Here is a 15,279-nt window from a genome sequence, read left to right as displayed (position 1 = left end):
CCCAATTTTAATTAAATGGATCGGTCACTTCTGGCTCAATTGTTTTATTTTGCGACGCACCATCCACCGCACTTTGCGACTTCTGCACATCAACCACATTGCCTTCTGCATCTCGACGAGTAACCGTCGTTGTGGTGGTAGACTGGTTATTTTGCGTAGCAACACGTGCTGCCTGTTGACGTGCTGCTATGGTTGCTTCATCAATTACAGGTACAGCGGCTGGTTTCAATTGTACTGCATAGAGTTTATTACTCAATCCAAGCTCATCAGCCCCCATGTCATTGACATACTCTGCATAGCTTTCAATTTTTTCGACTTTGGGTTGTACCGATTTTGGTAAAATTAGCTTTAATTCGCTCAGCGCATTTTTCGCTTCGCTCACATTTTTATAAACTCCATAGAGCAGAACATATTGTTCGATCTGGTTTTCACCCGTCAACCTTAAGTAACTAAAAGCTTGACGATCAGATTGCCTTTGCAAAAAACGCTTAATAATCGCTTCTTCTGATACTCGAAACAGTTCAATTGTGCTGTTCTTTTTATTTTCCTGAATGAATTTGCTGCCACGAAATTCAGCCTCATGTTGTGCAACTACGGCTACACGGGTAGTCATATCCAAAGGCTTTACTTCATCAATGAATGAGCCTAAATGTGCGGTTGTCGCGACTTTCTCTGGTTGAATTTGCAGCTCAACTTCTGATTCTGCTTTCTTCTCCACCTCAACCACAGTTTTTTGATCTGTGATTGCCCAAAAAACCAAAGCGCCAAACAAGCACGCTCCTCCGAATGCAAGCCAAATATAATTTTGCTTTGTCTGCCACTTGGTTCGAAGGGTTGTTGCCATAGTAAGGTTATGCCTGTTCTTGGTTGGCTAAAATCGCCTGTTCCATCAATTCTACATCAAACGCTCTCGTAATGATGGCCTGTCCAACAGCTTGCATCAAGACTAAGCGAAGTTGCCCATTAAGTACTTTTTTGTCATGTGCCATATATGCCAAGAAGTCATCAAGGGGAATCTGCGGACATACTATCGGTAAATTTGCACGTTGAATGATATTTTTTGTACGTAGTACATCTTCAGCACTGATCCAACCCATACGCTGAGAGAGATCCGCCGCCATCACCATACCTGTCGCAACCGCCTCACCATGTAACCATTCACCATAGCCCAGATAAGATTCAATCGCATGACCAAAGGTGTGCCCTAGGTTCAATAAAGCTCTTTCGCCTTGCTCTTTTTCATCATTTGCAACGATACGGGCTTTATGCGCGCAAGAACGATACACAGCTTCTGCCAGTGCAGCTTCATCGCCCTGCACCAACGCATCCATATGCTGTTCTAGCCAGATGAGAAAATCAGCATCCCCTAAAAGCGCATACTTAATGACTTCAGCCAAACCCGCAGATAACTCACGTGGTGGTAATGTTTTAAGCTGAGACATATCTGCCAAAACCACTTGGGGCTGTTGGAAAGCCCCAATCATATTTTTACCGAGTGGATGATTAATCCCTGTTTTTCCACCCACACTGGAATCGACTTGCGAAAGAAGTGTGGTTGGCACCTGAATAAAGTAAACTCCGCGCTGAAAACATGCCGACGCAAAACCAGCCATATCCCCGATCACACCGCCACCCAAAGCTAAAACCGTACAATCACGATTAAAGCCTGACTCTAGTAATGCATCAAAAATCAGGTTCAAGTGCTCAATGTTCTTATATTTTTCACCATCAGGCAAAATACAGGTTGCTACTGTTTTTCCCAACGCTTCAATCGCTGTAACATAACGGTCTAAATATAACGGCGCAACAGTCTCATTACTCACAATCATCACTTGTCGACCGTGAATATAAGGCTCAAGCAAGGCTTTCGGATCTAGATCACTACCAATAAAAATCGGATAACGGCGTTCGCCAAGTTCAACATATAAGGTTTGCATGGATCAAATCACTTCAAAACTGAATCAAAATTACTTTACAAGAATCAAGCTTAAAATACGCTGCGCAAGATCACGAGCAGCCCCTTGATTAGTCTCTATAATATAGTGTGCAACTTCACGGTATAAAGGATCACGAACGTTCAACAAGTCACGTAACTTTTGTTCTGGATTCTCCACTTGAAGCAGTGGGCGATTTTTATCACGATAGGTTCGTTGCAGTTGAATTTCTACAGGAGTATAAAGATAAACAACAATACCACGTTGTTTTAAAAATGCGCGATTGGAAGCCTGAGTTACTGCCCCACCCCCTGTGGCCAAGACCAAATTAGGTCGAGACGTTAACTCATCTATAACAACTGTTTCACGACTACGAAAACCCAGTTCACCTTCTTTTTCAAAGATCCATGGAATCGTTGCCCCTGTTTTGCGTTCAATCTCATGATCACTATCAAGAAACTCTCGCCCTAACAGTTCAGCTAAATGTCGTCCTACAGTTGTTTTTCCTGCCCCCATAGGCCCTACCAAATAAATATTTGGTAGGGTTTCAAACTCTTTGCTTGGCAAGGAGTCACCTTTTAGATTTGTTCAAATTGAAAATATATTAATGATTTCTTGAAACAGTGTCATTAACAATTCGTGGTGTCACAAAAATCAATAGCTCAGTTTGTATCGTGGTTTTAGTACTACTCTTGAATAAATTACCCACTACTGGTAAATCCCCAAAGAATGGCACTTTTTGATAGTCACTACGCTTTGTGTCATCAAAAATACCACCAAGCACTACAGTTTCGCCATCATCTACAAGTACGTTAGTTTGCAATTCACTGGTGTCAATTGCAAGACCGTCGTTGGTAATATCACCAACCGAGTCTTTTTCCACCAACAATGCCATCTCGAACTTTACCATCAGGGGTAATACTTGGCGTAACTTCTAATTTTAAATTAGCTGCGCGGAACTCAGTTACCAATCCTTCAGTTGCACTCCACGTTTGATATGGAATTTCTGTACCCCTTAAAATATAGGCTTTTTGTTTATCCCCTGTCAGTACTTTCGGTGCAGACAAAACCTCACCATGTCCATCTGCCTGTAGTGCCGTTAATTCGAGATTCAACATATAATCAGAAATTTTTAATAGACCAAAGCTAAAAGTTCCAGCTGTTGATGTTGTTAAATCTACACCTAAATCAAAACTTGGCTGATAATCTCCGCCCCAAGTTGTAGTACCAAGCTTCTCTGCACTCCACTTAATCCCCAACTCACGAGAAAAATCTGTAGTCGCAGTCACAATACGGGCTTCCACCATCACCTGCTTTACCGCCACATCAAGCAAATCAATCATACGGCGAATTTTATCAATATTCTGTTGCGTATCATTGATAATTAAAGTGTTGGTACGAGAATCAGAAACAGCACTACCACGAGCACTTAACAAACTTTCCAACGCCAAAGAATCTGTGCCTGCCGCATGGTTTGCTACGCTTCCTTTGCCATCACGAGAATCTTCTAACAGCTTCAACACATCTGCTGCTTTTGCATAGCTTAGTTGAATATAATCTGTTTGAATCGGTGCAAGTTTAAGGTTCTGTGCAATGGCTTTCGCTTCATCTTCCTCAGATTTAATCAATTCGGCTACAGGCGCAATCCAAATTACATTACCATTACGTCGCTTATCCAAATTCTTGGTTTTCATAATGATGTCAAGTGCCTGATCCCAAGGTACATCCTTCAGGCGTAAGGTAATATTGCCTTGTACCGTATCCGAGGCCACCATATTAATGCCCGTAAAATCAGCCAATAGCTGTAGCACACGTCGCACTTCAATATCTTGAAAATCTAAAGAGATCTTTTTACCTGTATATGCACTTGGCGCTTTCGGTTTCAGAGGGTTCTTATCTTCAGGACGCTTCAAACTAATCGTAAGCTTATCTTCTGCTTGATAAGCCATATATTCAAAACTGCCATTAGATTGAATCGTAATCAATCCATTTGAACCATCATTTTGAGCATCAATCGTTGAGACAGGCGTTGCAAAATCGTTCACATTCAAACGACGTGATAAATGCGCAGGAATTTTATTCCCTAAAACGCGCACCACAATTTTACTGCCTTGTTGCTTCACATCGACAGGAGTGTTATTACCTTTTAAATCAATAACAACTTGACCTTCACCGTCTGAACCGCGTTGAAAGCCAATATTTGAAATCCCTTGTTCATAGCGTGGTGCTGCTATAGGCGTTGCTGCAGTCGGATTTGCCGAATTAATCTTTAAAATAAAAGTATTACCTTCAACTCGTGTCGTAAATGCACCCGCATCTGCCAAGTTCACTGTTAAACGCGAACGTTGCGCATCTGAAGTTACATCTACTGAACTTGCCTCAGTCGTTGCAACTGCAATGCTACCTTGCTTCAAATTTTGTTGTGCTTTATCAAAGTCTAATACCAGTCGAGATGGCTGTTCTAGTTGATATGCTTGTGGTTGGGGTGGCAATCCGTTAAACATGACACGAATTTCGGTTCCCTGTCCTGGAATTTGCATCGGGACAATATTGGTAATACTCACTTGCGCATTTGCAACCTGCATGACCGCTATTGCAATTGCACCCATTGAAAACTGACGGAACATATGGTTCATCGTATTGCCATCCCCAAATATAGAATCTCTAACACTATTTTTCATTTTTATTCCTTTTCCTTTTTTAAGGCGTCGGCCCAATTAACACTAGGCTTCTTGGGCGCTCGACATAACCCTCACGCCCATCTGGAATAATTTCAACCAAATCAATCTGCGTTGCGGTGATATTGATCACGCGACCATGATTCATCCCCAAATAACTTCCACGTTGTACACGCTCAATTTCCCCATCTGGCGTTTGAATCAGCGCCAAAATTTGTCCATTTTGACCACGCATACTTCCCTTCATATTGAGCGTTTCAATCGCATAACTTTCTAAAGGCTGTAATTGACGAGACAAATTTGGATAAACCCGCTTTCCAGCCATAATTTTCAATTCAGCGGCCAAAGAGCTTGGCATAAATGGACTCTTTAATTGATGTGCAGCATAATTAAACGTAGGCACTGGAGGAAAGCTTGGCGCAGGATCAATCGCTAAAGGAGGTTGATTGCGAATTTCTGCCATTTGCATATTGACCGCATCGATACGTGAGTCACAACCAACAACAAATAGCCCTATGCAGAGACTCAGGAAGAGTTTTTGATATTTCATTACTTAGTACCTCCTGCGTCAGCTTTCGCATCATTCTTTGCTACTTTCTTATCATTTTTTTTAGCCTTTACATCTACATCTGTAGTTTCTGTCGCTCCTACATAACGATAGGTTTTAGCTTTTACACTATATGAAATTTGCGGAATATCGGTCTTTTTATCATTAACACTTGATGCCGAGATATCAAAATCATGCAAAGTCACAATACGAGGTAAAGCAGCGATCCCACTAACAAATGAGCCAAAGGAATGATAATCACCCGTCGCTTCAATTGAGATCGGTTGTTCTATAAAGAATTCTTGGCGAACTTCAGGCTCTAAACGAATATTTTTAAATTTAAGACCTGAATTTACACCACTGACATTAATATCTTCAACCAAACCTGGGATTTCGGTTTCTTTCGGCAGTTGTTCTAACTGCTGATTGAAATTCGCTTCCATCTCCTGAAGCTGTGCTTGATATTGTTGTAAATTACGTAATTTTGAATCTTTTTCGCGAAATTCATTCAGTAAATTTTGCTCTTGTGCTCGCGCATTAGATATTGCATCAAGTTTAGGCTTGATCGCAACAAAATAACCAAAAGCACAAATCAGTAAAATAATAAAAATCCAGCAAGTCAGCTTGACTGAGAATGGCCAACTTCCATAATTATTCGGATCCAGCGTGTTAAACTGCTGAAAAAACTTATCAACAGTCATCTTTTTCTTTGGCGCAGCATGGCTTTCTGGTGTTAATTCTTCAAATTCATCGCGACTCATTGTGCTGCCCCCGCTGTTGAATTATTCACTGCATTTGCCTGTTCTGGTGCGGTTTCATCGGTTGCAACTGGCTGAGCAATCTCACCCAAATCTGCTGTAACCACAAATGTGCCATACCCCTCTTCCACACGTGGCACAATTGAACTTGGCGCCTTATCTTTCTTCTCATCAACAGCCAAGAACGAATTCATGAATGCATTTCGATACCAAGCAGACGCCTCTAGGTTACGTAAGAATTCAGCCACCGTATTTGGACTTTCAGCCTTGCCCTCAATGGTGAATTTATCCCCAGTACGAGAAAATTTAGTAATATACATATTACTTGGGGTGACACGTACCATTTCATCGACTAAGCGAACTGCTACAGGGCGTTGACCTTGTAAACCTTGAATCAACTTCATTCGCTCTACAATTGCATTACGCTGTTCTTGTAGACCTTCCAATGACTTTAATTGCACATCTAAGTTTTGATTAGTACTCATCACCAACTGATTGGCTTGCTCTTGGTCTTCAAGTTTTTGACCATAATAAAACCAAGCTAAGGCAACGGCTAAAACCCCAACAAATGCGGCCCCAATACAGTAAGCAATAAATTCTTTTTTTCGTTTCTCTCTTAACGCATCACGCCAAGGGAGTAAATTTATTTTTGCCATTAATCAAAACTCCTCAATGCCAATCCACATGCCACCATGAGTGATGAAGCATCATTTTCAATTTTTTTAATGTCGATTTGTGGAGAAAAGCCCATCTCGTAAAAATGGGTTGGCAATGGTGACCCGATAACCTAATTTTTGTTGTAATAATTTCGCCAGTCCTGGGATATTGGCATTCCCCCCTGCCAATAAAATATGGTCGATCTCATTGAATTGAGAAGATGAAAAGAAGAACTGTAAAGAACGTGCAGCTTGCTGTACCACAGCCTCAAGAAAAGGCTCAAGTACTTCAATGTCATAATCATCAGGTAATGTACGACTTTTTTTGGCGCGCCCAGCTTCTTCAAAAGACAAACCATAACGGTTTTGAATTTCTTGGGTCAATTGTTTCCCCCCGAAGACCTGCTCACGTGTATAAATCACTTTATTGTTTCGCATGACAGAGAGAGTGGTCATGGTGTGACCAATATCTAAAATACCAACTGTATTCACACCCATCGGTAGAGTGTCAGAAAAGACCTTAAATGCATTTTCTATGGCAAAACTTTCAACATCGGCAATCTTCGGTGTCAAACCCGCAAGCTCTAATGCTTCAGCACGTGCTTCAACATTCTCAATGCGTGTTGCAACAAGGAGTACATTGACACGATTGGGATTGGCCAAACGGTCTGGAAGAACTTCAAAGTCCAAACTCGCTTCATCTAATGGGAATGGAATATATTGCTCAGCATCATCACGAATCTGAATTTCACGTTCGTCATCGTTCATATCGGCATCCATTTCAATGATTTTAGTAATCACCATGGAGGTCGGAACAGCCAACGCGACATCAGTGGATTGGACATTGGCCAAATTTACCGCACGCTCAAGGGCATCACCAACTGCTTCTGGATTCAATATATTTTTTTCGACCACACTTCCTTCTGGTAAAGGGACAAGCGCATAGCTCTCCACCCAATACCGATTGTTTTTAACAGAAAGTTCCAAAACCTTAACAGAAGTCGAACTAATATCTACTCCTATTAACCCCTTACTTGGCTTACGATATAACCTGAGCACAATATCATTCCTATTATTTTTTTATCCCCAAAAAAGTAACCCACTAATTAGTCTACGTCTATATTTTTATACGGATACAATAACTCATCTAACATTCCGTATGTGTACAGGATATACTGACCGCTAATTAGTTTGCCATTAGCTCTTATTAAAACTTACTTGTTATGAAAAAGCTATCTTGTTCGGGCCGTGTTCATCCATTTTTTTTGATCATTATTATAATGTTGGTCTCAATTCCAATGGGTTTTTATGGCATGTATCTCTATATTGCCCCATCTTTGCCGCAAATGACAACTCTAAAAAAGGCACCATTACTAAAACCTTTACAGGTTTATAGTGCGGATAACCAACTCATTTCGGAATATGGTGGCAAGCTATCTGTACCCGTTGATTACGATCAGATCCCACAAAGTTTTATTCATGCCTTTTTAGCGGCGGAAGATTCTTCCTTTTTTGAACATAGTGGCATTAGCTTTAAAGGTTTAGGCCGTGCTGTGAGTGAGAGCATTACAGGCTCAAATGTACAAACGGGTGGTTCGACCATCACCATGCAAGTAGCGAAAAACTATTATCTCAGTCCCGAGCGCACATTAAAACGTAAATTGACTGAGGTTTTTCTGGCACGAAAAATTGAACAGAATTTGACGAAAGAGGAAATCTTAACCCTCTATGTCAACAAAATTTTCTTGGGTAAAAATGCCTACGGTATCGCAGCGGCAGCTAAAATTTACTACAACAAAAACTTAGATGAGCTTAGCATCGCACAAATGGCGATGATTGCAGGTCTGCCTAAAGCGCCCTCGAAATACAATCCAGTGGTCAACCCAGAACGTGCTTTAGAACGTCGTAACTGGATTTTGGGTCGCATGCTCCAACTCGGCTACATCAATCAAAGCCAATATGAAAAAGGCATTGCAGAACCGATTAACCTCGATATGCCTGATCGCGGGGTAAGTAACCGATTTCCCTACATCGGTGAAATGGTCCGTAGCGAACTGATTGAAAAGTTTGGCGAGCATGCCATTGACTCTGGTTATAAGGTTTACACCACCATCAACAGTGAACGCCAAGCCTATGCTGAACAAGCGGTGCAAGATGGTTTAGAAGCCTATGACCGTCGTCATGGCTGGCGTGGTGCAGAAGCTCATGACAAACCTTTAAGTAACTTTAGTGCGTTTGCCAACACCTTCCCTGCCGAAGTCACCCGTGTCAATCAAAATAGTTTTGATGCCTTAATGCAAGATGGCTCAACAGTAACAGTGCCATGGTCTGGTATGTCTTGGACACGCCCTTATCGCAATGCGAATGCGGTAGGTGGTGCACCATCAAGAGCATCCCAAATTGTTCAAGTGAAAGACATTGTACGCCTGCGCCCCAATGACAACAAAACCTCATGGGCTTTGGTGCAACTACCTAAAGTTCAGGGCCAGCTGATTGCACTGAACCCAAACAATGGGGCTGTAGAAGCGCTGGTCGGTGGTTATAACTTTTATCAGTCTAAATTTAACCGAACCACACAAGGTTGGCGCCAACCCGGTTCAATTATTAAACCCTTTGTTTACGCACTCGCTTTAGAACGCGGTATGACACCGTATAGCATGGTCAATGACAGTCCGATCACTATCGGGAAATGGTCACCGCGTAATGCTGATGGTCGCTATTTGGGTATGATTCCCCTGCGTCGTGCATTGTATTTATCGCGGAATACCGTTTCTGTTCGACTCTTACAAACAGTGGGGATTGAGCGGACACGCCAATTATTCATGGACTTCGGCTTAACCGATGAACAGATTCCACGCAACTATACAATTGCACTCGGAACACCTCAGGTTTTACCAATTCAAATGGCTACAGGTTACTCAACCTTTGCCAATGGTGGTTATCGCATTCAACCACACTTCATCAATCGTATTGAAGATGCTTATGGCAAAATCATTTATCAGAACAACCCTGAATATGCATGTATCAGTTGTATTTCTCAACAAGAATCAAACCCTCAATCTGCTGAGACCATAACACCTGATGATGAAGTGATTGAAGTCACCAACCAAGATCTAAACTCTGCTGAAAAATCAGCGAATCCAGTGGAGATCAATAGTGACTATCGCCAAGCACAACGTATTTTAAAATCCAGCTCTGCTTATGATATGGCCAATATTTTAAAAGACGTGATTCAACATGGTACAGGTCGTGCTGCTCTACGCATTGGGCGGGATGATTTAGGGGGAAAACAGGAACCACCAATGATGCGAAAGATGCTTGGTTTGCAGGCTTTAATAGTAAATTGGTAACTGTGGCATGGGTCGGTTTCGATCAACCGACGACTTTAGGACGCCGTGAATACGGTGGTGTAGCTGCCTTGCCAATTTGGACAGACTTTATGGCTAAAGCCTTACAAGGTACACCTTCTTCTTGGGTTCAACTGGACGCCAAAGCCAAAGCACCAGTTCAGCGCCATCAAAAAGGAGCTGTTCAAAGTAATTTAGGCCCGACCCCGCCTTTAGCACAGCCCTTGTATCGACCTGCACCAGTGGTGGTGCCGCGTTCTCCTGAACGAGACTTTGATGATTTACCGGGTGAAGAGGAAACACTGGTTCCACAGAACAGTGCTCCGCCAACCATGCAAACGCCACCCAAAGAACAACCCAAACCGAAAGCCGATGCACTCGATCATTTGATTGATCAAGTCCAATAATAAAAATGCCCGCAGATTAGATTGCGGGCTTTTTTATACTCATGCTTTTTTCTGAAACAGTAAAATTTGATACTGGGCGTGTAACTCAAAAGCTGTTTGCGCCTCCAAAGCTTCACGGCGCTCTGATTTTGCCTTATAGGCATAAGGCGTCATCGCAATCAGGTTTTTTAAGTCCTGCTGATTAAGCTTAAATTCAGCATCAACCACATCATCACTCACCAAGTCAAACACATCACTCAACTGTTCTACAAATTTGCTTGGTTCATGCGGCTTGACCTCTTCAAACAAGGCCTCACGCATTGCATATAGATGCTGAGACGCAGGCGTCACCACCAACAAGTATCCTTGTGGCTTGAGCACCCTTAAAATTTCCTGTTTTGGAATCGGACTAAATAAACTGCTACATAAATCAATTGACTGATCCAGTACAGGTAAGGTCGCCCCAGTACCCACCACCCACGTGATATTTTTATTGATTTTCGCAGCCACTTGCACTGCATTTTTCGCAATATCAACACCAACACATTGCAGCACTTCTGCCTGCATCGCGTCTGTGTAATAACCTTCACCACAACCAATATCCAGTAAGTTTTCAATCCGAAGCTCGCGTACTTTGTTCACCACGGCTTGCTGTAAAGGTGCATAATACCCTGCACTTAAAAATGCACGGCGTGCTTGTACAGACGCTGGTGTATCCCCCGGGTTCTTACTGTGCTTGTGTTGTACGACATGCAGATTGACGTAGCCTTGTTTTGCCACATCATAACTATGTGAATTCGCACAGCGCCATGTTCTTTCGTTTAAAGTTAAAGCCTCACGACACACAGGACACATGAGCAGATTCATTATTTTCTCCAAGACATTACCTCAGGCATAAAAAAAGCCGGCAAATGCCGACTGTTTTCATCCTTTTGCTTAGCGCAATTTTAAGGTCATTAGCCCTAAAACTACCAGCATAATTGTGATAATCCAGAAGCGAATCACCACTTGAGTTTCACGCCAGCCTTTTTTCTCATAATGATGGTGTAAAGGTGCCATCAGAAATACCCGCTTATTGCGCATTCTGAGTGAACCAATTTGTAAGAAGACTGAAATGGCTTCCACCAAGAACACACCAGCCATAATGGCAAAGACAATTTCCTGACGAACCATTACAGCGATTGTACCGAGCATTGCACCCAATGATAATGCACCCACATCACCCATGAAGACCTGTGCAGGATGTGCATTAAACCAAAGGAAAGCTAAACCTGCACCAATCATCGCAGCACAAATCACTACCAACTCTGAAGCAAAGCGCACATAAGGAATATGTAAATAATTGGCAAACCGCACATCGCCAGCCAAATAAGCAAATACCCCCAGACCCGCAGCAACCAACACCACGGGCATAATTGCTAAACCGTCCAAACCATCAGTGAGGTTTACAGCATTAGAAGCACCATTAATCACCAAATAGGTGAAAATGATAAAACCAATCCCCAGTGGAATCACCGACAAAGGAATACTTAAATCTTTAAAAAACGGGATCAGCAAATCCAGCATATTTGCAGTATGCACAGGATTGGTCTGTTGCTGTGCAATCACATACAGTGCAATACCTGCCCCTAATGACGCAACTGATGTCCAAAAGAATTTTTTACGTGCAGGTAAACCCGCATTGTCTTTATAGCGAATCTTGATCCAGTCATCGGCCCAACCCACGGCACCAAAAATCACCATCACTGCCAAGACGATCCACACATACGGATTGGATAAATCTGCCCACAACAGTGTTGAAATACCAATCGACATTAAAATCAACACACCACCCATAGTTGGTGTGCCCATTTTTTTGGCATGATTTTCAGGAGCATATGAACTCACGGCTTGACCATATTTGAGTGCTTGCAACTTGCGAATCATCACAGGACCGAGCACTAGACCAATGGTCAGTGCGGTTAAAACACTGAGCAAAGAACGCAATGTCAAATAACGAACCACCTGAAACGAGCTATGGTAGCCCGCCAGTTGTTCAAATAACCATAACAACATTTAGAGTTTCTCCATCAAATCAGCCATCAACGTTTCCATATGGGTATAACGAGAACCTTTAAAGAGGAAACTCATTGACTGGGGTTGATGTGTTTCAATTAAACTATGTAAAAAAGGCAATGCCTGCTCTTGAGTTAAAAAAGCCTGCATTTTTTTACCATATTGAGTGCTGCGTGCACCTTCTTGTGCAGCAGGTGCAAACTCACCTACAGCAACGACGAAATTCAGCCCTTTCACCGAAACCAAATCACGTCCCAACATATAGTGTTGCTGTGCCGCAGCACTGCCTAGCTCACCGATATCACCCGTCACCATCACACGAATACCATCTTGCTGTGCAAGTACTTCGGCAGCAGCACGCATAGAGGTTGGATTGGCATTATAGGTATCATCAATAAACAGATGCGCACCCTGTTGAATAAAGTTTAAACGCCCCTTCGCCCCGACCGCTTGCTCTAAACCCAGTACAATATCATCTAAAGCAATACCAATTGCCAAGGCAAAAGCGGCCGCAGCAGTTGCATTTTGAACATTATGTTCCCCAGCAAACGGCAAATCCACCTGACGCACCCCTTGAGGTGTGTTTAGGCTAAAGGTTGCCGATTGTGCATGTAATTCAATCTCAGTGGCAAAAATGTCACCACCTTGACCAAAACTGAGCACCTGTTCAGTTTGTACAGCTTGGCGAATGCTATCGGCAAAGTCATCGGCCGCAGGAACAATCGCTGTACCATTTGCAGTAATATGCGCATAAATCTCAGACTTGGCACGGCAGATACCATCGCGTCCACCGAATTCACCCAAGTGTGCTGTACCAATATTGATAATGCCTGCAACCAAAGGTTGGACCAAGTTCGAAGTATAATCAATTTCACCTTGATGACTTGCCCCTAGCTCCATCACCGCATATTGATGTTCAGGGCGAAGCTCAAGCAACATGACTGGTACACCCAAGTCATTATTCAGATTGCCTCGTGTCACCAAGGTGGGTGCTATACGTGACAAAATACTGCCTAGCATTTCTTTGGTGGTGGTCTTACCACTACTGCCCGTCAGCGCAATCACTTTTAACTGTGGATACTGTGCACGGCGGTAAGCTCCTAGCTGCCCCAGTGCCAAACGCGTATCAGGTACCACCAACTGGCAAATCTCTGCATCAATAGGCTGGCTCACAATGGCAACTTGGCAACCTTGTTCAGTAACATGTGCAATAAAAGTATGCGCATCAAAACGCTCACCTTTGAGTGCCAAAAATGCATCACCCACTTCTGCATGACGTGAATCCGTCAAAATACGCTTAATCTCCGTATTGGGTGCTTTGTCGTTCAACCAATAACCTTGGGTTGCTTCGACCAATTGTGCTGCTGTCCATGGCATTAAAGGCACTGTGCTTGTTGTAGAGGTATGCATACGACTTCCTTAGTGTGCAGGGTAAGCAGAATCTGTAGTGTGGGTTTGGGTATCAATGGCTGACTGGACTTCAACGACATCATCAAACCAATGGCGTACCCCCTCTATTTCTTGATAATTTTCATGACCCTTGCCTGCAATAACCACAATATCACCCGCTTTGGCATGCTGAACGGCAAATTTAATTGCCTCACGACGATCACGGATTTCATGCACCACGCGATCTGCAAAATCAATGCCTGCTTTCATATCTGAAAAAATTTGCTCAGGATCTTCGGTACGTGGATTATCTGAAGTTAACATCACCACATCTGCCCCATTTAATGCAGCTTGGGTCATGAGTGGGCGTTTACCGCGATCACGGTCTCCACCACAGCCAAATACGGCCCAAAGCTGGTGTTCTACATGACGCTTCAACGTGCTTAAAACTTGCACCAGAGCATCAGGCGTATGTGCATAATCAACCACGAACAAACGCTCATCATCTCGAATCACTTGCATACGGCCTGGTGCACCTTCGAGCTGTGCTGTTGTTGCAACAACAGTGGTCAGATCGAACCCTGCTTGTTCCACCACAATTAAACTTGCGACCAAATTTTCAATATTAAAATGACCGAGTAATGAGTTTTGTATGTGATATTCAGCATATTCCGTACACAAGCTAAAATTTGCACCTGTCAGGCTATATTGAATATTCTTCACCTGATAATCGGCAGGCTGGGTAGTTGAGTAAGTCAATATTTTTGGTTGAGCTGGATTATTTTGTGCGGCTTGCATCATGACCCCAGCGTGCTCATCATCCAGATTGATCACAGCGACCTTCAATGATGGAAATTGAAACAAGCGAGATTTGGCTTCGGCATAAGCCTCAAGTGTGCCGTGATAGTCCAAATGGTCACGACTTAAATTGCTATAGGCTGCAATTTCAATTTCACAACCCGCTAAACGGCCTTGCTCTAAACCATGTGAAGAAGCCTCAATAGAAGCAAATTCCGCACCTTGAGTCGCATAGGTATATAGCGCATTTTGTAAATGCACAGCATCTAATGTGGTATGTGAAGAGGCTTCTAGATTCGGCAAAATACCATTGCCTGTGGTTCCCATCACCGCACATGATTTGCCTTGGAGCATCAACAGTTCTGCAACCAAACGAGAAATCGTGGTTTTACCATTGGTTCCCGTGACCGCTAAAATCCGCGCAGGCGTAAAAGGATGACACGTCAACAAATATCGTTTCTGCCACTCTCCCATGAGGTGACGCACATTCGGCACTACAATGCTGTTTTCAAGCCCGAGTTCAATTTCACTCACCACCGCCAAGGCACCTTTGTCTAAGGCCGTTTGTGCAAATTGAGCTGTCTTTTCAGGTTGTGAGAACGAGGTCAGGGCAATAAAGATTTGTCCTGCCTGTACTTTACGACTATCAAGAACAAAACCCTGAAATGGCTGCGTCATCCATTCAGCAGTTGAGTTAACGGTGTAGAGTTGTTGAAATGTAATAGACATTC

General features: G+C 43.0%; 10 protein-coding genes and 3 pseudogenes. 1 reads left to right on the top strand and 12 read right to left on the bottom strand.

Going from position 1 to position 15,279, the window contains the following annotated elements; genetic code table 11:
* Positions 1–7 precede the first annotated feature (7 nt).
* From ACZ8ZH_RS01405 to ACZ8ZH_RS01370, 8 genes and pseudogenes are all read right to left on the bottom strand, one after another.
* A complete protein-coding gene (locus tag ACZ8ZH_RS01405; protein ID WP_110974171.1) occupies positions 8–844 on the bottom strand; it encodes a hypothetical protein in 837 nt (278 codons plus the stop codon).
* A 7-nt stretch (positions 845–851) separates the two neighbouring features.
* Entirely contained in the window at positions 852–1,937 is a 1,086-nt protein-coding gene (aroB, locus tag ACZ8ZH_RS01400; protein ID WP_119063243.1) for a 3-dehydroquinate synthase, read from the bottom strand.
* 30 nt (positions 1,938–1,967) lie between these two features.
* On the bottom strand, positions 1,968–2,501 hold the full coding sequence (gene aroK / locus ACZ8ZH_RS01395) for a shikimate kinase AroK (RefSeq protein ID WP_086209042.1): 534 nt from the start codon (positions 2,499–2,501) through the stop codon (positions 1,968–1,970).
* 37 nt (positions 2,502–2,538) lie between these two features.
* Positions 2,539–4,615: pseudogene (gene pilQ, locus ACZ8ZH_RS01390) on the bottom strand (type IV pilus secretin PilQ).
* 19 nt (positions 4,616–4,634) lie between these two features.
* Positions 4,635–5,162, bottom strand: coding sequence for a pilus assembly protein PilP (locus ACZ8ZH_RS01385; RefSeq protein WP_086209044.1), 528 nt, complete (start codon positions 5,160–5,162; stop codon positions 4,635–4,637).
* On the bottom strand, positions 5,162–5,920 hold the full coding sequence (locus ACZ8ZH_RS01380; protein ID WP_086209045.1) for a type IV pilus inner membrane component PilO: 759 nt from the start codon (positions 5,918–5,920) through the stop codon (positions 5,162–5,164). The genes ACZ8ZH_RS01385 and ACZ8ZH_RS01380 overlap by 1 nt, the downstream gene beginning before the upstream one ends.
* Positions 5,917–6,573, bottom strand: a complete 657-nt coding sequence (locus tag ACZ8ZH_RS01375; RefSeq protein WP_086209046.1) for a PilN domain-containing protein — start codon at positions 6,571–6,573, stop codon at positions 5,917–5,919. The genes ACZ8ZH_RS01380 and ACZ8ZH_RS01375 overlap by 4 nt, the downstream gene beginning before the upstream one ends.
* Positions 6,573–7,632, bottom strand: a pseudogene (locus ACZ8ZH_RS01370) (pilus assembly protein PilM). Before ACZ8ZH_RS01370 ends, ACZ8ZH_RS01375 begins: the two are co-directional and overlap by 1 nt.
* A 164-nt stretch (positions 7,633–7,796) precedes the next feature.
* Between ACZ8ZH_RS01370 and ponA the strand changes: the two are divergent.
* Positions 7,797–10,327: pseudogene (ponA, locus tag ACZ8ZH_RS01365) on the top strand (penicillin-binding protein PBP1a).
* Positions 10,328–10,366: 39 nt separating this feature from the next.
* On the opposite strand, the gene ACZ8ZH_RS01360 reads toward ponA, so the two are convergent.
* The 4 genes from ACZ8ZH_RS01360 to ACZ8ZH_RS01345 all read right to left on the bottom strand — a co-directional run bounded on the left by ACZ8ZH_RS01360 (position 10,367) and on the right by ACZ8ZH_RS01345 (position 15,277).
* Complete coding sequence (locus ACZ8ZH_RS01360) at positions 10,367–11,173, bottom strand: putative RNA methyltransferase (RefSeq protein ID WP_086209049.1); 807 nt, start codon at positions 11,171–11,173, stop codon at positions 10,367–10,369.
* A gap of 69 nt (positions 11,174–11,242) precedes the next feature.
* Positions 11,243–12,361, bottom strand: a complete 1,119-nt coding sequence (mraY, locus tag ACZ8ZH_RS01355; RefSeq protein ID WP_058870423.1) for a phospho-N-acetylmuramoyl-pentapeptide-transferase — start codon at positions 12,359–12,361, stop codon at positions 11,243–11,245.
* Positions 12,362–13,771, bottom strand: a complete 1,410-nt coding sequence (locus tag ACZ8ZH_RS01350) for a UDP-N-acetylmuramoyl-tripeptide--D-alanyl-D-alanine ligase (RefSeq protein ID WP_119063245.1) — start codon at positions 13,769–13,771, stop codon at positions 12,362–12,364. It lies immediately after the preceding gene.
* A 9-nt stretch (positions 13,772–13,780) separates the two neighbouring features.
* Positions 13,781–15,277, bottom strand: a complete 1,497-nt coding sequence (locus ACZ8ZH_RS01345; RefSeq protein WP_119063246.1) for a UDP-N-acetylmuramoyl-L-alanyl-D-glutamate--2,6-diaminopimelate ligase — start codon at positions 15,275–15,277, stop codon at positions 13,781–13,783.
* Positions 15,278–15,279: the final 2 nt, after the last annotated feature.

This window comes from Acinetobacter sp. SW-226 (assembly GCF_055632855.1).
The sequence above is the reverse complement of the archived record's forward strand: the minus strand, read 5'-3'. Positions and strand labels throughout refer to the sequence as shown.